Origin of the sequence: Blautia sp. RTP21359st1_E11_RTP21359_211015 (assembly GCF_040910705.1) — a bacterium.
Taxonomy (GTDB): Bacteria; Bacillota; Clostridia; order Lachnospirales; family Lachnospiraceae; genus Blautia_A; species Blautia_A fusiformis.
Genome location: NZ_JBDGAB010000008.1, coordinates 68,209 through 94,956, shown reverse-complemented (window position 1 = coordinate 94,956; position 26,748 = coordinate 68,209). Strand labels below are relative to the sequence as shown.

Sequence of the window (26,748 nt, the reverse complement as noted above, 5' to 3'; positions counted from 1 at the left end):
AGTTCTGGCCCTGCCGCAATGCTTTTAGCCGTCTCACGGAGCCCTAGTAGTATCCCCCGACGGAGTCCCTGCCCGGACCGATGCCACCTTCCTCTGGCGTCCCCCTCTCCATCCACACCACAAAAACCTCCACCCCCGACTGCATCCCCCACAGACCAATTCCACCTTCCTCTAGCGTCCCTCTATACCTCCAACAAAAAAGCCCCGGTGCCCAGCAAATACAACACTGCCAGACACCAGAGCAAAAAGAACAAATGTCAAGCGGGTATTCACAATCCACTTCGCTACTTGCTCATAACCGAATAACTGCTCCACAGCTTATCGCTTTTCGTAGCCCCGCAAAGGACTTAATTGATCCAGTTAAACCTCAATCACTTCCCATACACTGCATTAGACTTACATCCCGAAATATAAGCTTCATAATTCAACGCACTATCATAACGAGCCAAATGCCCCTGCATAACATACGGATTCCTCACAACTGACGCCACATATCCCCCGGACTTCTTCAGGCAAGTCAGATAAGTCCTCATCAGCAGCTGATAATCCCCAATCTGTTGATTCGAAGCTCCACCATTATTCTTCGCCTGAATGATCTCATTCCGAAGCTGCATAGCAGAATTCCTCAAAGTCATCATATTTGACACCGAAACCCACGCCTGCTTATAGCCCTCGATCGTCGGCCCCGGGATCATTGTACCCGTAACTTTAAAGATCATCTCCGCAATCTCAACATAACAGCTGCCAGTATATCCCTTATGAGTCCATACTGTATCCAGAATCTTCGTCAATGACTTCGTCAACATCTTCTTCACATTCTTCATACACCTGTCTGACGCATAATCCACCATCAATGTCTTAAGCGGCTGGTCATAATACTGTTTCAAAAGATCGATTCCCCTCTTCAAAGAAGAATCCGCCTGCAGCCGATAACTCAGTCTGTCAAGACAATCCCGTCCAACCGTAACCAACGTCAGAAAATTCATCAGATAATCCCCTGCACTCATAATAGCATCTGCACTGTTAAAAGTTTTATCAATGGTATCCCACCTGGAAACCCCTTTATCGTTTTTCTTGTAAAACCAATCAAGCATATCATTAAGCTCAGTTCTGCTATACTGCGTCACACCCTCCAGCTTCATAGCCAGCTGATATTTCGTGTCACCATTTTCAAAGAAGTGATCCGAAAGATCTTTTGTATTATGAATGATATCATAAGCCTCTGCCAGAGTATCGTTACCATATGTCAGCATAGAACTATCCGCAGTTTCCACAATAAGCTCCATAGCCAGACTCTGTTTCAGTTTATCATCTGAAAAATCCGTCCCATACGCCTTATTAAACAGATTACACATCGAATCCGCAAATCCGTTCAGCATATTGGATTTAACCGTAGCCCAATATGTTGAAGTGCCAAAGCCCGAAGTAGCACTGGTATCCGCACTTAACGCATCAAACATCTCACCCTGAAGATCACCTGTAACCTTATCAAAACCGGCATTGTTCAGAAACTCCGGATACTTTCTGAAAAGATCATCCGTTGAAAGCTTCGTATCCACGCTGGAATCAACACCACCACCTGCATTAAAGGCCACATTCGCTGTCAGCTTCTCATTGCCACCTGCGATTTTAATCTGAGCCCATTTATATTTCGGCCCCGCATAATAAACCTTATTAATATTATTGCAGCCTCTGAATGCATTTGCCTCAACACTGGTCACATTGGAATACACCATTACCGTACGGATCTTAGCACAGCCATCAAATGCACTGCTACCGATCTTCTTGGCATTTTTCGAAATATAGACAGAACCTGAAAGCGAGCTACACCCCTTCATCAGACTTGCGGAAATCTCTTTCAGACCATCCGGCAGATCAATAGAAGTCAACGATTTACAGCCGGAAAAAGCCTCCGCACCAATAGATACGGTCTTACGGTTAAGAGAAACCGATTTCAGTGCAGTACAATTCTTAAACGCCTTTTTACCAATAGTAAGAACACCCTCTTCTGCGATCACAACCTTCTGGATCTTCTGTCCTTCAAAAACACTGTCCCCAAGTCCTTTTACCCGAACCATTTTCATTCCAATCGTGATCGTCGTAGGAACTGTAACATTCACAGCCTTTCCGGTATATTTCATCAGGATCACTTTTCCATCACTATCCTGTTTAAATACCCAATCACTATTCTGGACTTTTCCCGTCAGATTGATCGTAAATACTCTCTTAGAAGCCAGGTATACCTGATCTGCACTTGTCTTCGTAGTAACCGTCACAACAACTTTGCCCTGGCCTCTCACCATCAGACCTTTACCGCTTTCATACCACGCCGCTGTTTTTCCGGAATTTGATACTGCACAAGAATATTTTGCTCCTCCGAGAACTGATATCTTGATCGGCTGATTGAAGTTATCACTGGATATCGTATAACTGTTCTTTCCATCATTCTTTAAAGCCTTGAAAACAAGCTTAATATTCTGACGCCCCTGCAAAACAACCTTCATTTTTTGAGATGCTGCTTTATAATGTTTTGTTTCCGCTGCTCGTACTGTAATAGTTGCAACGCCTGGTTTTTTCAACGTTACCTGCTTTTTCCCTTTAACTATTGTAATTCCTGAAAAATCACTGGACAGACTAATCTTTGGATTTTCCCTTGCAGAAACACTTAAATTCTTTGTTTTTCCAGTCTCTGTCACATTAAAAATGACATTCTTTGTCTTGATTGTCTGTTTTGCCTTTACAATATTAAAGCTTGCCTTTTTACTTTTGGATTTTGCAAAAACGCCCTTACCCTTGATCGTGACGATCACTTTACCAGGTTCTATATTCTTTTTGGAAGGATAAGAAACCGTATAATGCGTTTTCTCTTTTAAAGTCTGTCCATAGAACTTCACTGTAACCTTCGGTGTTTTCGGTTTCCCATTCCAGGTACAGTTTCCTACAGAAATCTTTGCCTTCGTCAAATCCGCCTTTGCCCAGTGAGCATAAAGCTTCTGATCGCGTTTCAAATTGACCTTTGTACCTGCAGTAACCCTTTTTCCGCCTTCCTTCGGTGTTGTATACCGCCCCAGAAAATAATAATTCTTTCTGGACGGCGTCGGAAGTTTTCCGTACGCACATTTATTTGTAACCGTCTTTTTCTTATACTTTGACGCAAGCTTCGCATCCTTCGCATTTTTATCAAACGTGATCTTAAAAGTTGTTTTCTCTGTGACTCCCACTGAAACGAACGGTATGGAGAATTTTTTCGCGTAAGCTTCCGCAAAAGAACCTGTAGAACCTTTTATTGCAAAGTCGGATGAAACATTAACAAAAATCGTATCTTCATTCAAATATGTAATATCATTATACCACGCCATTGTTTTTACACTTGGCGGAATCATAACCCATTTCAGTGATTTACAATCCTCAAAAACATACTCATTGATTTTCTCCACAGAGGAAGGTAATGCAAGGTTTTCCAGCTTCTCACACTTGTAAAACGCCTGTTTCCACAAAACTTTAAGTCCGCTGTTGATCACAACTTTCTGCAGATTTATACATCTTCCGAATGCAATATAATCAACATCTGTAACCGTTGAAGGAATCTCTATGGATTCGATTCCCGTACATCGGTAAAACAGTCCCTGTGCAATTTTCTTGATTCCTTTTCCAAAGGTTACCTTTTTCAGATTCACGCAATCTGCAAAAGGGCCGCCCATATCATAGTAATTTCCTGTAGCTCCATTTGTCTCCACACCAGCCGGAATATTTACTTCTGTCAGACTCTGGCAGTTATAGAACACACTTATCCCAAGATACTCCAGGGAATCTGGAAGTACAACATTTTCCAGGCTTGTACAGTTAGCAAAAACATTATCACGGATCGTTTTCAGCGTTTTCGGAAGGTCGCGTTCTGATAATTTCATATTTTTGCAGTTCTGAAAAGCTTCTGAATCAATACCCTCCAGCTTTTTGGAAAGAGTCACCTTTTTGAGATTTTTACAGCCAAAAAACGCACTGTACCCGATCCATTTCACACTATCCGGAATCACAATTTCCTCCAGCCCTATATCACCGGAGGGTGCATAAAAAATCCCTCTTGGAACTTCCTCCATTCCGTTGTCCAAAGTCACATTTTTCAGATTTTTACAGCCATAAAAGGGACCTGGCCACTGCCGGTTCGCCGCTGTGGTATCATGGGTCTTCATTTTTGGTGGGATGTTGATCGTCGTAAGACCTGTACAATCTCCGAAAGCTCCTACATCCAGAAATTTCAGCGTAGATGGAAGCTTCACGGAAGTCAAACTCTTACTGTAGGAAAACGCTCCATTATAAATATTTTCCAGGCCTTCCGGAAGAATCACTTCCGTAAGTGCAGAACAACTCCGAAACGCATATGCCTCGATATTTTTTACAGTATCCGGAACAACGATCTTTCTCACACCGGAACACTGCAAAAACAAGCCTTTGGCAATCTTTGTGATCCCTTTTCCAAAGGTGACCGTCGTCAGACCTGCATCTCCCGCAAAAATTCCCGGATACGCCGGACTCTCACCCACATAACCATGTGTGACCATCGATGCAGGGATATGGATACGGGTAAGACTTGTACATCGCTCGAATGCACCTGCTTCTACCACCACCCCATTATCAGGAATGCGGATGGAAGAAAGGGATGTACAACCGGAAAAAGCTCCTCGTCCGATCTCTTTTACAGAATCCGGAATATTCAGACTTGTCATATTAATACAGTCTGAAAATGCTCCGGTATCGATTCGAACAACCGGCTTGCCATTGATCGAAGATGGAATGTTTCCATTCACATAAGCGCATCTGTCACTTTTTATCTTATTGTTATTCTTATCATAATGGTCATCGTTAATGACCGCTTTGATCGTAACCTCACCTTTTTCATTGGAAGCACAGCGCAGTCCGTTCCATTCAAATTCTGCATTATCCGCACCTGCAGAAAATGCATCTTCACTGCCATCCTCAAGCTGAGCTTCTTCCACTTCCTCAGCATCCCCAGATTCAAAATCTTCTGCCAGCCTTTCCGTGTCCTCTTCCAGCTCTGTGTCCTCTTCTGGCTCCGCTTCCTCTTCCAATTCCGGTTCTGTTTCTGGTTCCGTAGAAATGTCCGCCTCATCCACACCGGACTCTGTCATTTCTGATCCGTCTTCTCCGGGATCATCAACCAGTTCTGCCTCAGAAACATTTGTCTCATCGGATGGCAACTCCTCAGCACCGTTTTCCTCAGTTGGCTGCAGTTCCTCTTCCACTGCCTGTTCCACACTCTCTTCTGCTGAAAAATCAGCTGCACTGACCAGCATTCCCGAATCCAGGCTGCCAGCCAGAAGCGTCATTGTCAGCATCAATGCCAGTTTTCTTTTCATACCCAATCCTCCCTAATAAAATATAAAGCAGCCATATTTTATTACTGCTTATTATCCTGATTTTCTTTCTGATTCTTTTCTTTTTTCTGAGCAGTACTGTCGGACTCTGCAGAATCTCCCTGCATGATCTTATTCAGTTCCTGGATCATCTCTTCATCCTTCAAACGGAATTTTACCTCTACACGTCTGGACGCATCCTTATCTACATTTCCATCTGCATCCAGAACCGGATCTGACATGGAATGCCCATTCACTGTCAGACAATCCTTCAGTTCCTGAACCTGTGAATCCTTCAGAAAATCACTCTTAATATCCAAAAGATACTGCGCTACCGCCAGAGACCTCTTCTGTGACAGCTCCAGGTTATAACTGTAATCTCCGTCTGTATCCGTATAACCATCAATAATAATCTCGCCAAGATATTTCTTATAGGAATCATCCAGCAACACCTTACAATATGTCGGCAGCACCATAGACAATGTCATCTTACCGGAATCGGTAAGCTCTGCCTGATCATAATCAAACATAACATTGGCATTCAGCGTCAGCGCACCTGTCTGTGGATCAATATCCACATTGAGGTTCTTTTTTTCAAATTCCTTCTGCAAAGCTTCCACAACCTCAGCTTTCACGCCGATGATCTTGTCAATCTTCTCCTGTTGCTCTTCCAGAAGCTCTGTTTTTTCATCCAGCGCAGACTGCTGCTCTTTCAATGTATCCTGCTGGCTGGAAAGCTTCTTTTTCTGAGAGGCCAGCTTTTTCTGCTGCGCCTCAAGCGTTTCCTGCTGTTTGGCAAGCTTCTCCGCCAGAGAAGACAATTCTTCATCCTGAGATTTGATCTGCTTGTCCTTAGACTTGATCTGCTCATCCTGGCTTTTTAATGTCCCCGCCTGCTCATCCAGCGCATTCTGTTTTTCCAGAAGCTCTTCTGTATATTTTTCCTGAAGAGCGATTTTTTCATCCCGTTCCTTCAGACTGTCCTGATAGCTCTTCTGTGCCTGAAAAAGTGTCACACACATGATCAGAACAAAAAGCAGCAAAACTCCTGCCATCATATCCGAATAAGAACGCCAGACATTAAACCCATGCTCCTCCGGCTTTCTTTTTTTGCGCATTGACAATTCCTCTCTTATTTAAATAAACCAAAACGGCTTTTCTGTGCTGCCTTCGTTGCCTCACGGATACTGCGCTCGATCTCATCCAGCAGCGCTTCCTGTCTTGCACCCTGTCCTTCCAGAAGATCCTCCAGACCCGTCAGCTTATCCTTAAGTTCCTGGATACCGGCATTGCTTCCATAGCCCCAGGGCTGTCCGGCAATCAGATGGATATCACGGTTATTTTTTGCCGTCTTGATCTCAGAAAGAAGCCTGCGTACCTCATCCAGAACACTATTGACCATCTTCTGGCTCTCGGTAAATTCTTTCACTCTGGCTTCAAAATCTTCGATCATCTTCTTATCTTCACGAAGAAGCTCCTCGCTGATCCTATTGGAATCCGCAACTGCTTTCATCCCTTCTGCAGCACTGTCCACATACTGGCGCATAGATGCATTGCAGTTTTTCCAGAGATCTGCGGATTCTTTTTCATTTTCATGCATATGCCGGGCAAACTTTTCGTAATCCTGTTTCTGCAACTGCTGGATCATCTGATTATCCCGGATAATACGGTCTGCAGTCTTCATATAGCTGCTCTGCATCTCATCGATTTCCTTAATGGCATCCTTCATGGCACGTTCCTGCTTCGTAAAAGTTTCACTCAGCTGACTGCTCATGGTCTTGTACAATTCTGATGTATATTCTGTATTCTCCTTCTGCACCTTCTTAAGTTCTGTCAGAGCATCATTAAAATCTTCAAACTGCATCTGAAAGGAACCATGCATCTCGCTTAAAAACGTATCCAGGATCTCCCGGATCGCATCCTGCTGCCCTTTTGTCACAGATGCGGTAAGAACGTCCAGAGAATCATTCATCTTCTGAAAAGTAGGTGTGATCACTTTCTCAAAGCTATCTGCCATCTGCACAGAAAACTGTTCCGCCATCTGTTTCATGGCTTCTGTCTGCGTCTTCTGGCTGGAAACAAGGAGATTCCAGGACTCATTCTCCGCAGTAGGGAGCACCAGTGCGTGAAAACGATCCAGAAAATCCTGCATCGCCTGGGACATCGCAGAATATCCGCTTTTCATCCCAAATGTGTACACAACAGAAAGTGCAACTCCATAAATGGAAGTCAGAAACGCAACTTTGATGCCATCTACAAGAGCGGATACCGAGCTTGTCATCACTTCATAATCTGTGGGCTGGAAATTCTTAAGTCCCCACACAAGACCGATAAATGTTCCAAGGATACCAAGGCTTGTAAAAATGTCCGGAGCCATCTCAAGGAGTCTCTTGTGGATATGTACATCTACATCCTCAATATTCACAAAATCCTCTACTTCAGCGATCCCTTCTTCCGTTCTGCTGATGCTGTCAACAAAATCATCCATCTTTTTGTCGAGATAGCGGTCACCGAAAATCCCTCGCAGCTGCCCAATCTCTTCTTTTCTGGCTCTTCCCGGAAGCTGAAACACTTCTGTGATCTCACCAGCGCCATGCTTCAGTGCTCTTGACAGATTATCCATCCGATATAAACCTGCAAAAAGCCCCACTGCGTATATGATCAGCATAAGTCCCAGAAATGTAAAATTATAAAGCAACACATTCCCGGAGCCTTTTCCAACATAAGCAGTCAGGGTTGCCGCGGCCACTGTTACTGCCAGAAACAGCACTGTATTCATAAACTTTTTTCCCATAATATGCCTCCCCTGTCTTTATTTTTGAAAAAAGTTACTCTTTTGTTCCCATACTATCATAACATCTTCCCTAAAACAACCAGAAAGGACAATTCCTTCGCCAAAAGAATTGTCCTTTCGTCTTTTTTCTATTTAGACTTTTATTTATACTTTTATACGGCAGGCTGCATCATCGCTGATCAGGATCCTGCGTCCGCAAACACCTACGATCACTCCGCCAAGTATCCTGCTTATGATCTGTACGGTCTTTCCTTCACTGACATCATATTGCCTGATCTGTTCCATAGTCTCCGGCATTCCGGTCATCCACTTGATCGTGTAGCTTTCCCCTGCTTTTGTCTCATTTAATGACTGCATATACTCACCCCATTCCATATATCACATCACTATCAGTAATTATCCTCTATCCGTAGGCGGATATTCGCAATCCGCACTTGGTTAAATGATTTCATATAATTCCAACACAATTCTGCATCTTTATATAATTAGTAAAGTTTAACTTTTATTTTTCTGAATTATTCATCGTCTTTATATATTTTATCTCATTTTATCTCAATTAGTCAATCATAACCTGTGAAATTTCACCAATAAAAACAAGCAAAAAAAGAAACGCAGAACAGCCATTACAGTTATTCTGCGTTTCTCATTATTTTCTATGCATAAACTCTATCTTCTTCCAGAAGCGTTGTCTTTCCATTCTTTACTTCCACAAGATTAACACAGCAGTTTGGCGGCACGGAGCCTCTCCAGAAATTCTCCGGATCAGGATCTACATTCTGAAGAAGAGCACGGACTGCACATCCATGAGAGGTAACAAGAATTGTTTTATCCGCAAGAGTCGGATCTGATGTTATTTCATCCCAGAAATCCTTTGTCCTGGCGATCACATCAAAAATATCCTCGCCCTTTTCCGGTCGTTTAAAATTTACCGGAGCACGGAAAAAAGTCTCGATCTGCGGATCGATATAATTGCCATCTGCATCTCTTACTTGATCACCCTCCAACACACCAAAATCGATCTCCTGGATCCGTTTATCCGGTATGATCGGAACGTCACGTTTCCCCAGAACATATTCTGCTGTCTGTTTTGCCCTTGAGAGCGGACTTGTAAAACAGATATCAAACTTCACATTACGGAGAGCTTCTCCGGTTTTTTCTGCAAGAAGGATCCCTTCCTTCGCAAGAGGTACATCCGCTGCACCCTGAAGCTTTTTTAATTTATTCCACTCAGTCAGGCCATGTCTTACAATGTAGATCAACATCAGCTTCTCAGCTCGATTCCAAGTCCGTTAAGACCATTCATGATCTTTTTCATTGCTGCGGAGATCTCGTTTTCACCAAGAGTCTTGTCATGGGCACGGAATACCAGAGAATAAGCCATGGATTTGAAACCTTTCTCAATCTGTGCGCCCTCGTAGATATCGAACAGCTGATAACTCTCAAGAATATTTCCGCCTCTCTGATCAAAAATCTCCTCAATCTGTCCTGCGAGAACTGCATGGGGAACTACAAGGCTCAGGTCACGAGTTACAGCCGGATATTTGGCAATTCCTGTATATTTGTGGTTGAAACCAGCAAATTCCAGAACATCCAGAATGTCGATCACTGCGATATATGCCTTTTCTCCGATAGAGTAATTATCTGCAACAGCCGGATGAACCTCACCTAAGTATCCAACTACCTTACCCTCGTAAATCATGTTAGCCTGTCTTCCCGGATGAAGGAATGGTTTTCCGCTGTTTGGATCGTAGGTAACCTTTTTCTTCATTCCGATCTTCTCGAAGAACTCCTCGCATACACCCTTCATATCAAAGAAATCGCCTTTTCCGTACATTCCAAGTGTAAACATGGTACGCTCATCCGGAAGCTCTGTGACCGGAAGGGACTTCGGAAGATAGATATTTCCAAGCTCGTAAAGACGAACATCTTTATTACGTCTGTTATAGTTTGTGGAAAGGGATGCCAGCATACCGTTCAGTGTGCTTGTACGCATGATACTGTAGTCCTCTCCAAGAGGATTGCTGATGGTGATAACTTTACGAAGATCACTGTCCTCAGGAATACAAAGCTTGTCAAATACCTTCGGGCTTTCGAAAGAATAGGACATTCCCTCTGAGAATCCGCAGTATTCTGCGATATCTCTTGCAACCTCCTGGATACGAAGCTTAAATGGCAGCTTACCTGTAGTAGCCTCTCCTGTAGGAAGTGTCATCGGGATCTTATCATAGCCATAGAATCTTGCAACCTCCTCTGCAACATCTGCATTACAGTGGATATCCTGACGGAATGTCGGTGCAACGATCTCGTCTGTTTTTTCATCATAAGCCAGTTCTACACGTCCAAGATAATCGATCATCTCTTCTTTTGTAAGGCTGGTTCCAAGAAGCTTGTTGATCTTCTCAGGCTCAAATTTTACTCTGGATGGCTCTCTTGTCTCGCTGCAGACATCAACCATTCCGCCTACAACCTCACCTGCACCAAGCTCTTCCATCAGCTGGCATGCACGGTCAATTGCAGCCTGTGCATTGTTCGGGTCAAGACCCTTCTCAAATTTACCGGATGCATCTGTACGAAGTCCGATCCTCTTGGAAGAAAGACGGATGCTGGTTCCATCGAAGCACGCCGCCTCAAAAAGAACCGTTTTTACATCGTCTGTAATCATGGAATTCTCTCCACCCATGATACCCGCGATGCCGACAGCCTTCTCACCGTCACAAATCATCAGAACGTTCTCATCCATGATACGCTCCTGGCCATCCAGTGTGACGAATTTCTCATCTTTTCCTGCACGGCGTACAACGATCTCCTGATTTGCGATGGTATCCAGATCATATGCATGCATTGGCTGTCCAAACTCTTCCATTACATAGTTTGTGATATCAACCAGGTTGTTGATCGGGCGGATTCCATTGGAAGCCAGACATCTCTGCATCCACTTCGGGGACGGACCGATCTTGACATTTTTTACAACTCTTGCGCAGTAACGCGGGCAAAGCTCCGGATCCTCTACAGTAACCTTTACATAATCGGAAGCTTTCTCATCATTTTCCTTAACCTCTACAATCGGCGGGCAGAATTTCTTCTGGAAGGTTGCTGCTGCCTCTCTTGCGATTCCAAGAACACCGTAGCAGTCTACACGGTTGGAAGTGATCTCATACTCAAATACCACATCGTCAAGGCCAAGTGCCTTAACAGCGCTCTCACCCACAACTGCGTCCTCAGGAAAAATATAGATTCCGTATTCCGGTGCTTCCGGATACATTTCTCTGGTGCTTCCAAGTTCCTCGATAGAGCACATCATACCAAAGGACTCAACGCCACGGAGTTTGCCTTTTTTGATCTTGATCCCTCCGGGAGTCATTTTTCCATCATGGCCGCCTGCAACACGTCCGCCATCAAGAACAACCGGAACCTTATCTCCTTCTTTTACATTTGGAGCGCCTGTTACGATCTGCACACTCTCAGTTCCGATGTTTACCTGGCAGATGATCAGCTTATCTGCATCCGGATGCTTCTCAATCTTATCGATCTGGCCGATCACGATCTTATCGAGATCTGCATCCAGCTCTGTAAAGCCCTCTACCTTTGTGCCTGTTAAGGTCATGGCATCTGTATATTCCTGTGCCGTTACATCCAGATCCGGCACATATGTTTTAATCCAAGATAATGAAGTATTCATTTTGGTTGTCCCTTCTTTTTTCTATATTTACTGTCAGACGGATACTCATGATCCGTGTTCACTGTTTTAGAACTGTTTCAGGAATCTGCTGTCGTTCTCATAGAGAAGACGCATATCATCGATCTCATATTTCAGAAGTGCGATACGCTCCAGACCTACACCAAAGGCAAATCCTGTATACTCATCCGGATCGATTCCGCACATACGGAGAACATTCGGATGAACCATACCACAGCCAAGGATTTCGATCCAGCCGGAACCTTTACAGAAACGGCAGCCTTTTCCGCCGCATTTGAAGCAGGAAACATCAACCTCAGCGCTCGGCTCTGTGAACGGGAAATGATGCGGACGGAATTTGGTCTTTGTCTCCGGTCCGAACAGCTCTTTTGCAAACTCCTGAAGGGTTCCCTTAAGATCTGCAAACGTAACATTCTTATCAATAACAAGGCCCTCGATCTGATGGAAGGAAGGTGAATGTGTTGCATCTACCTCGTCAGAACGGAATACACGGCCAGGTGCGATCATACGGATCGGAAGCTTGCCTTTTTCCATCTCACGTGCCTGCACCGGTGATGTCTGGGAACGGAGCAGAATGGAATCATTGATAAAGAATGTATCCTGCTCATCTCTTGCCGGATGATCCTCCGGAATATTCAGCTTTGTAAAGTTGTAGTCCGCATACTCAACCTCCGGACCTTCCACAACCTCATAGCCCATTCCGACGAAAATACGCTCAACTTCTTCCAGAGCGATAGTATTCGGATGGCGATGACCGATCTTCGCTTTCTTTGCAGGAAGTGTTACATCGATCACTTCTGCCTTCATTTTTTCCTCACGGACCTTCTCCTCGAAATCCTTTTTGGAGGCTTCCAGAAGTTCTTCGATCTTAGCTCTTGTCTCATTAACAAGCTGTCCAACCTTCGGACGCTCTTCCGGAGCAACATCCTTCATACCTTTTAAGATTGCAGTAAGCTCACCTTTTTTTCCAAGATATGCAACACGCACATCATTCAGCTTATCCAGGCCCTCGGATTCCTCGATCCGTTTTCTGGCATTTTCAGCCAGTTCCTGAAGTCTTTCTTTCATATCCATGGTCTATTTCTCCTTTAATTAAAATGATCAAATGATCCGCCGCCCACCCCGAAGATCCAGATATGGGCAATAAAAAAACCGTCCCTTATAGAAGGGACGGAATATCCGCGGTACCACCCAGTTTCCCATGAAAAGATCACGGGCACCTCTTGTCTGCTTAACGCGCAGCTTACGTCATCTCCTACTGTTACTTCAGAGAGGAAGCTCCGGTGGGAAGTTCAAGAACCATCTGAACCCGGGGAAGCTTACAGCCGGTGACTTCCCTTCTCTGTGAGAAAATGATCCTCTATAAACACCTTCACAGCTTTTCTGTCTTTTAATACTATGCCACAAGGTCTGCCTTCTGTCAAGCGCAAAGTCAGGATTCTTTGGAACTGTTTTTTTCATTTTCTTTCTTGGAAAGAAGTGTTTTTACAGATCTCTGGGCCTTTCGGAATTCATTTTCGAAGTAGGCATTGATCTCCGCCCCGTAAAGAAGCAGGTTCATACACACATACAGCCACAGCATTACCATGATCAGCGCAGTCAGACTTCCGTACATATTTCCAAAACTCGGAAAAAATTCAAAATACAGGGAAAATCCATAGGAAAATATCATCCATGCCACTGCGATCATAAATGCACCCGGAAGCTGGCTTTTAAAGGTTGCCTTTCGGTTTGGAAGCACTTTATAAAGGACCAGAAACACTGCAAACAGCACGGCAAATACAAGCAATGTCCTGGCCCCTATAACCTTGGCCAGCAGCCTCCCGAGAATCGGAATGGTTCTCTGTGCAGCTACTTGGATTCGATTACCAAGAACTAGGACCAGAAGAGTGACAATGATCGCCAGCACAAACAACAGCATATAAAAAACCGAATAGATTCGGGTCATCAGCCAGTTTCGGGTTTCCTTTACATGATAAATGGTATTTAAGCCATTGGTGATCGCCTGCATTCCCTTTCCGGACGCCCAGAGCGCCATCAACGCAGACAACGGCACGATGGCTGTACTTCTTTTGTATACTTCTACCACAATGCTCAGCACAAAGGTCTGCAGATTTCCGGGCACAAACCCGATGATGGCATCCCTGACAACATTATAGCTTAACGGTGTATAACGGATCAGCGTTGTAAGAAACAGTATAAACGGGATAAAAGACATGATCAGAAAATACGCTGCCTGGGCCGCATATGCACTGACATGATCTCCGTTTGCCCTGCGCACAAATCCCAGCATGAGCTGGATTATATTTTTCTTTTCCTCGTCCATGCTGACCTCCCTCAGGTTTCTTTTTTCACCAGGAAAAACGTTCAAATCCGATCTTATCCTGGATTTCCGGAAAAAGCTTTACTTCCGGCTGCAGGCTCTTATGTTCGCCTATCATCTTTTCCATCCATACCATATTATACCAACGGTTAAACTTATAGCCGCATCTGTGGAACTCTCCCACACGCTTATAACCGAAATGTTTATGAAAATCCACACTGGCACTGGTCAGGTATTCATCATCTTTTGGTGCAACTGCAATGCAGGCATTCAGGTTCAGAATTCCCATCTCTGCAAGAAGACTCTCCAGGGCTCGATAGAGTCTGCCTCCTGCACCGCTGCCCCGCCGGTCATGCCTCACATAAATGGACATTTCCGCACACCAGCCATAAGCAGCCCTCGGATGAAACGCAGAACCATAGGCATATCCCAGGATCTCTCCCTTCTCTTCTGCCACAATATACGGATATTTCGCCTTTATATCATGGATCCGATGCGTAAACTCTTCTATGGAAGGTGTTTCGTATTCAAATGTGATCGCAGTTTTTTCTACGTAGTAGGAATAAATTTCCAAAAGTGTTGCTGCATCCTTCTCTTCTGCCACACGTATCTGCATTGCCTTCTCGCACCTCTTTTATTTCTGTTTGTCTGTTATTTCACAAAAAAACGGTAAACTGTTTCGGAGCTGTACTCTTCACCGGGAAGCAGGATCGGAGAATGGAAATCCTCCACATTGACTGCATTTGGCTCCACCTGTGTTTCCAGGCAGAATCCATAACGTTCGTGATAAACATGACCGTTCTTTCCCTTCTCATCCTTAACAAAATTGCCTGCATAGAACTGCACACACGGACAGTCGGAGGAAACCTCCATACCGATACCGGATTCCCTGCAGTATGCAGTAGCGATCGAACGGACATTGCCCTTTGCATAATTATCGGTTACATAGTTATGGTCATAACCGCCTGTAAACTTCAGCTGTTCAAAGTCCGCCTCAATGTCTCTGCCGATCGGTTTGGAAACATTGAAATCCATCGGCGTTCCCGCCACCGGTGCATATTCACCGGTAGGAATGGACTGGCTGTCTTTTACCGGAGTAAAATACTTCGCATGAATACATACTTCCTGGTCAAGCACATCTCCGCTGCCTTCTCCGTTCAGATTAAAATAAGAATGGTTGGTCATATTGGCAACGGTAGCTGCATCAGAGCGTCCTCTGTAAAAAATCTTCAGTTCGTTTTCCTCTGTGAATTCATATTTCACAACAATGGAAAATTCTCCCGGAAATCCGTTCTCTCCATCCGGACTGATGCGGAAGAAATCCACGCTGTTCTTCTCCTGGGAAATTTCTTTTACTTCCCACAGCTTTTTCTCAAAGCCATCCGGACCGCTGTGAAGATTGTTATGATTCTCATTCTCTGCAAGAACCACTTCTTTATCGTCAATAAAAAATCTGGAATTCTCGATACGGTTTCCACTTCTTCCAATGATCGCACCGAAAAAGCATCCATTAATCTCATATCCCCGGATATCGTCATATCCAAGGACCACATCCTTCAGATCTCCGTTCTTATCCGGAACACACATCTTCACCAGGATCGCACCATACTGAAGCACTTCCGCATAGGCACCTTTTTTATTCTCAAGATGATAGATTTTTACTTCTTCCCCTGTAGGAAGTGTCCCAAATTTCCTTTCAGAAACACTCATGCTGTAATTCCTCCCATATATGAAAAAAGAGCCACTAACCGGCTCTATGTCTTTAACCGATTAATCCCGGGATGCCGTTCCCTTATTTTTGACGCCTAGCAGATGCTAGGTGGGTATCCTCAACAGTGTCTTCTGCCTACCACGACGTGAGGTCTGACATCCAACCTGCGATTTTGGATTCCCAAAATGTCAATGTAGGTTCAAAAAGAAAAGGGGGATCGAACATTCCAGGATTCGGTTTTCGTTGTTTTTATTATAAACCAGTATTTGTGCTTTTTCAACATAAAATACATTTTCTTACTGATTTTATTATCAATTATTATTTGATCTTAAGGATATCCTTTACTGCTGCCGGCATATCCACTGCATCTACCACCCTGTCATGAAGAACCGGGGCAGTACGGATTTCTTCAACTGCACGTGGAACAGGTACTCCGGAAAGCGCACTTAATGCGTCTACAAGGCCAAAATCATCCAGATCTTTATGATCCTCACCAAGTGCTTCCATAACACTTCTTGTGAATTTATACGGACTTGCAGTAGAGGCGATCACTGTCGGAAGATGATCCGCTGTCTCACTTACATACTTCTTATATACGCCGGCTGCAACTGCAGTATGCGTATCGATTACATAATTGCTGTTTTTGTAGATATCACTGATGGCCTGTGCAGTCTCATCTTCACTACAGAAATTACCATAAAAATCAATAAGCTGTGCTTTCATATCGTCAGTAATGGTATATTCGCCGCCCTCACTTAAGGATTTCATAAGCTCTGCACATTTTTCAGCATTTTCTCCGGTAAGACGATAGATCAGTCTTTCCAGATTGCTGGAGATCAGGATATCCATGGAAGGAGATGTCGTAAGGATGAAATCTCTCTTTCTGTCATAGGTTCCTGTGCGGAAGAAATCATAAAGAACACGGTTCTCATTCGATGCACAGATCAGCTTGTGGATCGGAAGTCCCATCTGTTTCGCATAGTATGCAGCAAGGATATTTCCGAAGTTTCCGGTAGGAACTACCACATTGATCTCCTGTCCGTCTTTGATTCTGCCGTCGCGTACCAGTGATGCGTAGGCATATACATAATATACGATCTGAGGAACAAGACGACCGATGTTGATAGAGTTTGCAGAAGAAAACTGGAAGCCTGCCTGATCCAGCTCTGCTGCCAGCTCATGATCATTGAACATCTTCTTAACTGCAGTCTGGGCATCATCAAAGTTACCGGTAATACCTACCACATAAGTGTTGGCACCCTTCTGAGTTACCATCTGTTTCTCCTGGATCGGGCTGACACCATGCTTCGGATAAAATACAATGATCTTCGTTCCCGGCACATCTGCAAAGCCTGCCATGGCAGCTTTACCGGTATCTCCTGATGTTGCGGTAAGGATCACGATCTCATTCTTAACATTATTCTTCTTCGCTGCAGTTGTCATCAGATGCGGAAGAATGGAAAGTGCCATATCCTTAAATGCAATGGTCGCGCCATGGAACAGTTCCAGGAAATATGCCCCATCCGCTTCATGAAGCGGCGCGATCTTTTCTGTATCAAATTTGCTGTCGTATGCTTTGTTGATACAGTTCTTAAGCTCATCCTCGGTAAAATCTGTAAGGAAACGGCTCATTACCTCATATGCTGTCTCCTGGTAGGTCATCTGTGCCAGCTTGTCCATTGGTACATCCAGCTGTGGAATGCTTTCAGGCACGAACAGTCCGCCGTCCTCAGAAAGGCCCTTAAGTATGGCCATAGACGCTGTAACTGCCTGCTCTTTTCCTCTGGTGCTCTTGTACAATACCTGCATTGGTGTTCCGCCTTTCTATTGTAAGATATTCGTTTTCTTTTCAACGTTATCACATTATAGCATGGAATTATGGAAAATGCCACCACTTTTAAAAAAGAATCTGTCTTGCCAAATCCCACCCTGTGATCAGACAGATATTCACAGCTTTCGGATAAAAAGAAACCGCCGGTCTGTTTCTGCCGGCGGTTGGTTCCTTCTGTACTGCATCAGTTCTTCCTATTTATATGTATAAAATTCATGGACCCCGTATTTAAAGAGCCTCTTCAGGTCCTTTTCAAACCATTTCACATTATGTTCCTCTGCTGCAGATTTCTGGATAAAGAACAGTGCACCTTCAGAATAATCCGTACCCTTCAGCGCCTGCTTGACCGCTTCCCTTGTTTCATCGGAAACTGCAACTTCATTGATCCTGCCATCATAGGTCGGTGAAAACTGCGGAACGCCGTCACTGTTATCCCAGACAACCTCTGTCACCGTATTCGGAAAATCTTCGCTTTTTACACGGTTCATGATGACGTTAGCCACCAGAACACGGCCCTTGATATCTTCACTTCCTGCTTCTGCCTCCACGATCCTCAGAAGTGTATCATAGTCTTCATCTGACATCAGTGTGGGATTTTCTGCCAGTGTGATCGACCTTGCATCAAGTTCATTTACTTTGTTTTCCATAGAGGAGCTTACATTAAGATCTGCAGCAGTATTGGTTACTTTCTGTACTCTCTGGCCTACGATCACCTGCTCACAGGAGCTTCCGATCCTTGTAACCGTGCTTCCGGATAATGGTGTATCCGTAACTCCTGAAACCACACCTGCGATCCCGGTAGGAACAGCAACCTCTTCATAGGGAGAGCCCTCTCCTCCATCCGAAGCTGCATAAACCCTGCCTCCTTCACTTTCTGCAAATGTCCTTGTCCCCAGAGAAATAACCATCGCCAAAACTGCACATAATGTCAGCACTGCAAAACTGCGCGCGGAATTTCCTCTGGTTTTTCCATTTCTACGTTCATCCTGCACTCCGTCAGCCTCGCGTAAATCTTTCTCAACTTTCATAATCTCATTCCTTGCGTTTCATTTTCTGTAACAGCCCATAATCCTCCGATGCGACATCACAGCCCCCATTATCATCGCTTCCCGGATAAATACGGATCATTACGATTTCCTTTACATGTTTGTAACATTTTTGTAATGTATGGGAAAATTATATTTAATAATATTGAATATGTCAAGCTTTTTCCCGTATTTAACGCTTCAACGGCGGTATTTGTGTTTTATCCACACCTTATCCACATGTATTCCACATAAAATCCACATAAAATCGCAGAGTTATCCACACTCATGCCCTATTTCATTTCAGAAAAAAAAGGCAGATAGCGTCTCCATCTCCGTCCAATGTTGTACACCCACTTTCCGGAAATCGTACTTCTATCTGCCTGTTTATCCTTTTTCAGAACAGTTTTTTCCTCTGTTATTTACAGATTTGATTATAATATTTTGTTTTCAGTCAGTCAAGGATTTTTGCTCGACCAAATCCGACGCCTTATGCAAAACGGCACAGGGCCTGCACGAAAAGTGTCGCATAAACACACAGATCGATACTCCAGGCTCCCAGAAACAGTCCCCATGGTGTTTCCCCGGCTCCTTCGGCAAACCGTTTGGGCTTCAGCGCAAGAATCAGTGGAAAAAGAAGCGGCAGAAAATACCGTCCCTGCACGCCCAAGATCTTATCGTAGCCATAGGCTGTCCACTGTCCGTATAACGTTACAAAGATCAGCGCAAATACCAGGAGACTGACTCCTCCCAGAATGCCCTTTGCCGGAAGCTCCAGACGGATTCCCGATATATCATCATTCCCGGAAACCTGAAGGACCAAGATCAAAAGATATCCCATTGCCAGCAGGGCACAGACAGGAATGTTCAGCCATCCAAGATTACTTCCTATCATTTCTGTAAGATAGGTCACACCAAAATTATCCAGGCTCCGCACAAAAGTCAGGACAAAGGCAGCCGGATCCTTCAGGATCCCCATAAGCTGTGCAGCTGTATCCACACCTGGCTGTGACTCACAGAGATATCGGGATGCAATGACCAGCCAGCCGAAACTTAAGATCAAGATCACAGTTCCTGCACAGACCACATGAAACCAGTAATTTTTTCTGCTTTTAAACCGTTCTTTCGGGATCAGGAACAGGAGCAGGCAAAACGGCATGTAAACCACTTTGCAAAGACACAGGAATCCGGTCAGCACGTACATCCATATCAGCTGTCTTCTACTCATCACTTCTTTTTGTTTATATCGCATAGCCAGTACAAAGGCAGCCAGAGCAACCGTCAGAGCCAGGGCCAGGGCATCTGCTGACATGGAATTTGCTGACTGGATATTCACAGGTACCAGCCCCAGAAGTACGAGGAAATTTTTCCCAACAGGTGTCAGACGAATGGCAAAGAAAAAGAGCAGTCCAAACATAAGCATATTGGCGATCCTTCCCGCATAGGCAAGAACCATCGGCCGGTCCGTAAACAGATCTGCAATGCGGATCCCTACTGCCTGGGGAAGATACGAAGTAGGTGCATACAAGGCTGTATTTCCAAATCCGTAAAACTGTGTTTTTTCCCGGTCGATACGCTGATCTGCATTCTCTCCGATATCCCATAATGATACATGATCCTTGGCGGAAAATTCCGGAACCAGACCACTGTTAAACGTCCTTCCATATGAGAATAAGTCGTTTCCTCCGTTGCCTTCCGACGTCAGATATCCTCTGGAAACCTCATAGCTTCTCAGATAATGGCTGTACTCATCCGGCGAATTAAAGGCCGGAACCGCCGCCAGCGTACAGATACTCATAAAAATATAAACAACGGCAAACACCACTTCTGCCCGGAGCTGTCTGCGTTTCAGAAATGCAAAGATCACCAGCATCACAGCTGCCGCCGCTCCAATCACCAGAAACACCAGTGATTTTGGAAATGGCCTGGAAATGATCCGATAGGCAAGTGTCTGTGTATCATCCTTCTGGCTCACCAACCCTACAGCCACTCCGGTATCCCCTTTTGCGCCATCTAAAACAATCCGGAATTTCTGCCCCTTACATTCCGTAAGCTTCTGGTCAAGCCGGAAGTACGTGGTATCCCCCGACGATATGGTCAGTCTGCTGGCCTGCCAGCTCTGGATCTCCCTTTCATTCTGATACAGCGTTACCTGAAACGTTCCAGCAACCGATGCACTCTCTGTAGAAAGAAAAAGCTCCACACCGGACAGACGGTTCGTTTTGCAGGTAAACTCCTCTTCAAAGCTTCCTCCCGCACCGATCATAGACCAGGTATCCGGTCTTGCCTGCTGCTTTACATTTCCGAGGATCTCCGAATCACTAAGCAGATATGCGGAAAAGATCAGGATCATTCCCCATATCAGCATATATTTCAGAGCGTTTTTCAGCTCTGCAGACAGGCTGTATGAGCTCCTGCTTTTTTTCTTATTTTTCATAATATCCCTCTTACTCACTGTTATTTTCACATTCCGCACTATTATAGCATCTGCACGGCAAAAAAAGAAGCTGCGTTTTATGGCAGCTTCTCATTTTTTTGTAAACCTATCCGGAACCGGATGCTTATCGATTGTTGATCGCAGTTACCAGTGCATCAATAGAGGCACGGATGATATCCTGATCAACACCCGCTCCCCAGGCAAGCGTTCCATCCGGTTTACGGATTCCCACATAAGCGATAGCCTTGGAGGAAGAACTCTGCTCCAGAGCATGCTCCTGATAAGTCTCCAGTGTGTATTTCAGTTCGTAAGCTTTCTTCAGTGCATTGCTTACCGCATCCAGACGACCATTTCCGGAAGCCTCTGTAACGATGGTTTTTCCACGGAATGTAGAAGTAACCCGTGTTACGATGCCGTCTTCCTTCTGCTGGAAATGAGCCTCATTGATGCTGTATGGTTCAACCACATTTTCGAAGGTAGATTTGAACAGGCTGAAGATCTCGTCCGGATGAAGCTCTTTGTGCTTGTGATCGGACACTGCTTTGGCTGCATAGCCCATAGCCTCGCGCATTTTCGGAGGAAGGTTCAGGCCAAACTTTGTCTCCAGTATATAGCCTACACCGCCCTTTCCGGACTGGCTGTTGATACGGATAACATCTGCGTCGTAGTTTCTTCCCACATCTGTCGGATCGATCGGCAGATACGGAACAGTCCAGTGCTCCAGATCTCCGTTCTCTCTCCAGTGCATACCCTTTGCGATGGCATCCTGATGAGATCCGGAAAATGCAGCAAATACAAGAGCTCCACTGTACGGACTTCTTTCATAGATCTGCATTCCGGTACATTTCTCATAAACCTCACAAATATGCGGCATATCAGAAAAATCAATCTTCGGGTCCACACCCTGGGAATACATATTCATACCAAGCGTTACAATATCCACATTACCGGTACGCTCACCATTTCCGAACAAAGTTCCCTCAATTCGGTCAGCACCTGCAAGAAGACCCATCTCGGAGTCTGCAACGCCACATCCACGATCATTGTGCGGATGAAGAGAAACGATCACGTTTTCACGGTATTTCAGATTATCACACATGTATTCCACCTGACTTGCATACACATGCGGCATAGAATGCTCAACCGTAACAGGCAGGTTGATGATCGCTTTGTTATCTGCAGTGGGCTGCCATACATCCAGAACCGCATTGCACACCTCCAGTGCATACTCCGGCTCTGTTCCCGTAAAGCTCTCCGGGCTGTACTCAAACTGAAAATTGCCTTCTGTCTCATCAGCCAGTTTTTTCAGAAGTGCAGCGCCATCTACTGCGATCTTCAGGATCTCCTCTTTTGATTTTTTGAATACCTGCTCTCTCTGAGATACGGATGTGGAATTGTATACATGAACGATCGCTTTTGGGGCGCCTTTAACAGCTTCAAAAGTCTTACGGATAATATGCTCTCTTGCCTGAGTCAGCACCTGGATCGTTACATCCTTCGGGATCAGATCCTGCTCGATCAGCGTACGGAGAAACTCATACTCTGTCTCAGAAGCAGCCGGAAATCCAACCTCGATCTCTTTAAAACCAATCTTTACAAGAAGCTTGAAAAATTCCACTTTCTGCTCCAGGCTCATCGGGATCACAAGTGCCTGATTTCCGTCACGAAGGTCTACAGAGCACCAGATCGGGGCCTTATCCACATATTCTTTCTCCGCCCATTTCATACATTTCACCGGCGGCATGTAATACTGACGTTTGTACTTGGATGGTGTCATCATTTTGTTTTCCTCCACTTTCTGTTTCCATTAAAATTTCTCTTTGGTTTCTGTTTTTGATATAAAGACATAAAAAAAAATCTTCCGACTCTGCAGATTCTGCAAGAGACGAAAGACAACTGCTGTCCTACGCGGTACCACTCTTATTTCATGAATAAAAATTCACACACTTGACAGATACGGAATGTATATACATCCTTATATCCTCTCCGGATAACGGCGGACACCGTCTGCGTCTACTCTCTTATATAATATATAAAGATTTCAGGCAGATGCTCCGAGGCGAGTTCCACAAATCCCTTCCGCTGCTTCTCACCGGCCAGCAGCTCTCTGTGCTCCGTTCTCTTGTGTACTATTCCTCATCTACGCATTTTCTTTTTGAAACTGGTATTAGGTTAACACGTTATGGAAGATTTGTCAATGAAATTTTAACGATGCACCGCGCAAAAATTTCAGTGCATCACTCACGAACAGCAATCCGGGCTGATCCGTTTCTCTGTCTTCCTGCTATCTGCGGCAGACATTATTCGGCTCCCCGCCTGACTGAAAGCTGATGACCAATCCAGTACACAGCCCCGCCAATACCTCCTCCAAGAGTATTATATGTCAGATCAGAAACCTGGAACGTCCCAAGCCTCAGGAAAAGCTGCAGAAGTTCAATGGACAGTGAGAATACAAAGGTAATCTTAAGTCCGGTCCACACAATATTCAAGAATGTTGTTTTTTTCAATATTTTCTTTCCTGCGGTCCAGAACAGCAGGATCGTGAACGGAATGAACAGCATCAGATTCTCAATACACTCAGTTGTGAGATATCTGGTACCATCCTCTCCATATTTCCAGATCCACCAGTTCGCCATCACATCCGAAAGGGGATTCATCCACATATCCCGGTTCAGCAGCGTGCGAAACAAGATCATGGTTGTATAAAAGGTCAGAAAAAACAGCTTCCGAAAAAAAGCATTTCCTCTGAAATACTGCCACCACACGGAAAAAGCTCCCCTGATTCCCCTTCCACCTGTCTCATTATGGTAGGCAAAGAGATAAAAAAACAGTACCATCACAGACAGGATCACAGAAAACCAAAATGGCTGGTACAAAGCTGTCAGTACACTTGTAATAATACTTGATATGATGTCTTTCATTATAAGTCCTTTCACATAAGCCAGACAGTCGACCATTCTTCTGTCCGGCAGCTCTGTCATTATTCCTACCTATATTACTACACTCTTCCCACAAATGCCAGAAAAAGATATCTCTCACCGCTCTGTCAATCGACCTGCATATCGTTTTTATATTCCTGAAAATGTGAGGGTCATGCGGATATTCGCAATTGAAGCAGGGGACTTACTTGATTCGGCTAAACTGCAATATTTTTTTATTTTTAACAAATTTTTGTTATATTTTACCAGCAAAACATGCTATAGTTCATAGTAAGAAAAACATTTCGGAGGTATTTTTAATGAAACGTGATCTGAAAAAAATCGTAAGCCAGATGACACTGGAAGAAAAAGCCGGCATGTGCTCAGGTCTTGATTTCTGGCATCTGAAACATGTGGAACGCTTGGGAATCCCGGAAGTAATGGTCAGCGACGGCCCTCACGGACTTCGTAAGCAGGATGACAAGGGCGATCATCTTGGAATGAATGACAGCATCAAAGCCGTCTGCTTCCCGCCGGCCGCTTTAAGCGCCTGCTCCTTTGACCGCAAGCTGATGGAAGAAATGGGCAAAACCATCGGAAAAGAAGCTCAGGCCAACGATGTATCCATAGTTCTCGGACCGGCCGTAAACATCAAACGTTCTCCTCTCTGTGGAAGAAACTTCGAATATTATTCCGAGGATCCTTATCTTGCAGGTGAGATCGCAGCCGCTTTTATAAACGGAGTACAGTCCCAGCATGTAGGAACCTCTATCAAGCACTTTGCAGTAAACAACCAGGAATATCACCGCATGAGCAATTCTTCCGAGGCTGATGAACGCACTTTACGTGAGATCTATTTCCCTGCATTCGAAACCGCAGTAAAAAAAGCTCAGCCATACACCTTCATGTGCTCCTACAACCAGATCAACGGCACTTTCGCATCTGAGAATAAATGGCTTCTCACAGATGTTCTCCGCGGCGACTGGGGCTTCAAGGGCTATGTAATGTCCGACTGGGGTGCAGTCAATGACCGCGTCAAAGGTCTTGAGGCAGGTCTTGAGCTGGAAATGCCTTCCTCCAATGGGGTCAACGATGCCCTCATCGTACAGGCCGTAAAAGACGGTTCCCTCAAGGAAGACATTCTTGACCAGGCTGTTGAACGCATTCTACGCATAATTTTTGAATATGCAGACAACCGGGCACCGCAGGAATTCACCATGGAAAAAGACCATGAAGAAGCACGCCACATTGCCGAAGAATCTATGGTTCTTCTGAAAAACGATGAGCAGATCCTCCCTCTGAAAGCATCCGAGAAAATTGCTTTCATCGGTGGTTTTGCAAAGAAGCCTCGTTTCCAGGGCGGCGGAAGCTCTCATATCAACTGCTTCAAGATCACAAACGCACTGGATTCCGTTCCTTCCGATGCACAGGTTACTTATGCAGAAGGTTTTCCTGCAGACAAAAATCTCTACGATGACGCACTTGCAGCTGAAGCGATCAAAACTGCTGCCGCCGCTGACAAGGTTGTGATCTTCGCCGGACTTCCGGACAGCTTTGAATCTGAAGGATACGACCGTTCCCACATGAGGCTTCCTGAATGCCAGAATCGTCTCATTGCTGAGATCCTTAAAGTACAGCCGAATACCGTGATTGTCCTCCACAACGGTTCCCCCGTGGAGATGCCATGGCTCAATGATATAAAAGGCCTTCTGGAAGCATACCTCGGTGGTCAGGCAGGCGGTACCGCTGTCGCAAACATCCTTTACGGAAAAGTAAATCCAAGCGGCAAGCTTGCCGAGACAATACCGCTCAAGCTCTCCGACAATCCATCTTACCTGAACTTCGGCGGCGGTGAAAAGGTTGAATACCGTGAAGGCGTATTCGTAGGCTATCGCTACTACGATACAAAAGAGATGGGTGTAGCATATCCGTTTGGCTATGGACTCTCCTACACTACCTTTGCCTGCAGCGACCTGAAGATCTCCAATGAAAATCCTACAGACAAAGACACCATCACCGTTTTGGTTGATGTAACAAACACAGGAAATATGGCAGGAAAAGAAGTCGTACAGCTCTATGTCAAAGACTGTACCAGTTCCGCAATCCGCCCGGAAAAAGAGCTCAAGGGCTTCGAAAAGGTTTTCCTGAATCCAGGCGAAACCAAAACAGTAACCATGGAGCTGGACAAGAGAAGCTTCGCATGGTACAATACAGAGCTTCACGACTGGTTCGCAGCCAGCGGCGAATATAAGCTCCTTGTCGGTACCTCTTCCAGAGATATCCATCTTGAAGGCAGGATCCATCTGAACAGCAGCCAGGAGCTTCCGATGCATGTTCATATGAACACCACCCTGGGCGAACTGTTCCGCAACCCGAAAACAAGCGAAACAGCAAAAGAACTGACAGCAAAATATATCTCAGCCATGAACGTTGGTGAAGAGTCCTCTTCTGAAGCCGCTTCCGAAGCTATCACTGAAGAAATGACAGAAGCCATGACCGACTCCATGCCATTACGCGCACTGGTAAGCTTCGGCGGGTATTCCAGAGAAGAACTTACAAAAATTATTGAAAAATTAAATAAACTGGTATAATTTCACATAAGTGCCTCAAACAATGATGTAGATATCATAACAGAAAAAC

The 26,748-nt window shown here is 44.9% G+C and carries 16 protein-coding genes, 1 other RNA gene and 2 other annotated features; of the genes, 1 reads left to right on the top strand and 16 read right to left on the bottom strand.

The window, feature by feature from the left end; translation table 11 throughout:
- Nucleotides 1–371: 371 nt before the first annotated feature.
- The 16 genes from AB5026_RS04760 to AB5026_RS04685 form a co-directional block, all read right to left on the bottom strand.
- Complete coding sequence (locus AB5026_RS04760) at nucleotides 372–5,375, bottom strand: leucine-rich repeat protein (RefSeq protein ID WP_368212868.1); 5,004 nt, start codon at nucleotides 5,373–5,375, stop codon at nucleotides 372–374.
- Between the two features lie 41 nt (nucleotides 5,376–5,416).
- Nucleotides 5,417–6,490, bottom strand: coding sequence for an OmpA family protein (locus AB5026_RS04755; protein ID WP_021652916.1), 1,074 nt, complete (start codon nucleotides 6,488–6,490; stop codon nucleotides 5,417–5,419).
- 14 nt (nucleotides 6,491–6,504) lie between these two features.
- Complete coding sequence (locus AB5026_RS04750) at nucleotides 6,505–8,166, bottom strand: MotA/TolQ/ExbB proton channel family protein (protein WP_368212866.1); 1,662 nt, start codon at nucleotides 8,164–8,166, stop codon at nucleotides 6,505–6,507.
- A gap of 144 nt (nucleotides 8,167–8,310) precedes the next feature.
- Nucleotides 8,311–8,523: a ferrous iron transport protein A gene (locus AB5026_RS04745; RefSeq protein ID WP_044962386.1), complete on the bottom strand. Its 213-nt coding sequence runs from the start codon at nucleotides 8,521–8,523 to the stop codon at nucleotides 8,311–8,313.
- Nucleotides 8,524–8,819: 296 nt separating this feature from the next.
- The gene (locus AB5026_RS04740; protein WP_368212864.1) at nucleotides 8,820–9,428 is read right to left on the bottom strand and encodes a histidine phosphatase family protein; all 609 of its coding nucleotides are present in this window, start codon (nucleotides 9,426–9,428) and stop codon (nucleotides 8,820–8,822) included.
- Nucleotides 9,428–11,845: a phenylalanine--tRNA ligase subunit beta gene (pheT, locus tag AB5026_RS04735; RefSeq protein WP_015526758.1), complete on the bottom strand. Its 2,418-nt coding sequence runs from the start codon at nucleotides 11,843–11,845 to the stop codon at nucleotides 9,428–9,430. Before pheT ends, AB5026_RS04740 begins: the two co-directional genes overlap by 1 nt.
- A gap of 66 nt (nucleotides 11,846–11,911) precedes the next feature.
- On the bottom strand, nucleotides 11,912–12,931 hold the full coding sequence (gene pheS / locus AB5026_RS04730; protein ID WP_092073221.1) for a phenylalanine--tRNA ligase subunit alpha: 1,020 nt from the start codon (nucleotides 12,929–12,931) through the stop codon (nucleotides 11,912–11,914).
- Between the two features lie 95 nt (nucleotides 12,932–13,026).
- Nucleotides 13,027–13,248, bottom strand: a binding site (T-box leader).
- A gap of 47 nt (nucleotides 13,249–13,295) precedes the next feature.
- A complete protein-coding gene (locus AB5026_RS04725; RefSeq protein WP_059086355.1) occupies nucleotides 13,296–14,189 on the bottom strand; it encodes a YihY/virulence factor BrkB family protein in 894 nt (297 codons plus the stop codon).
- A gap of 25 nt (nucleotides 14,190–14,214) precedes the next feature.
- Nucleotides 14,215–14,802 carry an N-acetyltransferase family protein gene (locus AB5026_RS04720; RefSeq protein WP_368212862.1) on the bottom strand — a complete coding sequence of 196 codons (588 nt, stop codon included), beginning with the start codon at nucleotides 14,800–14,802 and terminating at the stop codon, nucleotides 14,215–14,217.
- A 35-nt stretch (nucleotides 14,803–14,837) separates the two neighbouring features.
- Entirely contained in the window at nucleotides 14,838–15,896 is a 1,059-nt protein-coding gene (locus AB5026_RS04715; protein ID WP_368212861.1) for an aldose epimerase family protein, read from the bottom strand.
- A gap of 59 nt (nucleotides 15,897–15,955) precedes the next feature.
- Nucleotides 15,956–16,133: non-coding RNA, 6S RNA (ssrS, locus tag AB5026_RS04710), on the bottom strand.
- 82 nt (nucleotides 16,134–16,215) lie between these two features.
- Nucleotides 16,216–17,706 carry a threonine synthase gene (thrC, locus tag AB5026_RS04705; protein ID WP_147603975.1) on the bottom strand — a complete coding sequence of 497 codons (1,491 nt, stop codon included), beginning with the start codon at nucleotides 17,704–17,706 and terminating at the stop codon, nucleotides 16,216–16,218.
- Nucleotides 17,707–17,922: 216 nt separating this feature from the next.
- Complete coding sequence (locus AB5026_RS04700) at nucleotides 17,923–18,756, bottom strand: cell wall hydrolase (protein ID WP_147603973.1); 834 nt, start codon at nucleotides 18,754–18,756, stop codon at nucleotides 17,923–17,925.
- A 487-nt stretch (nucleotides 18,757–19,243) separates the two neighbouring features.
- On the bottom strand, nucleotides 19,244–21,190 hold the full coding sequence (locus AB5026_RS04695) for a DUF2142 domain-containing protein (RefSeq protein WP_368212859.1): 1,947 nt from the start codon (nucleotides 21,188–21,190) through the stop codon (nucleotides 19,244–19,246).
- 124 nt (nucleotides 21,191–21,314) lie between these two features.
- A complete protein-coding gene (locus tag AB5026_RS04690; RefSeq protein WP_173722725.1) occupies nucleotides 21,315–22,970 on the bottom strand; it encodes a 2-isopropylmalate synthase in 1,656 nt (551 codons plus the stop codon).
- 98 nt (nucleotides 22,971–23,068) lie between these two features.
- Nucleotides 23,069–23,342 (bottom strand) — a binding site (T-box leader).
- Between the two features lie 148 nt (nucleotides 23,343–23,490).
- Entirely contained in the window at nucleotides 23,491–24,171 is a 681-nt protein-coding gene (locus AB5026_RS04685; RefSeq protein WP_227589151.1) for a VanZ family protein, read from the bottom strand.
- A 257-nt stretch (nucleotides 24,172–24,428) separates the two neighbouring features.
- Here AB5026_RS04685 and AB5026_RS04680 point away from each other — a divergent pair, with 257 nt between their 5' ends.
- Nucleotides 24,429–26,699: a glycoside hydrolase family 3 C-terminal domain-containing protein gene (locus AB5026_RS04680; protein ID WP_368212857.1), complete on the top strand. Its 2,271-nt coding sequence runs from the start codon at nucleotides 24,429–24,431 to the stop codon at nucleotides 26,697–26,699.
- Nucleotides 26,700–26,748: the final 49 nt, after the last annotated feature.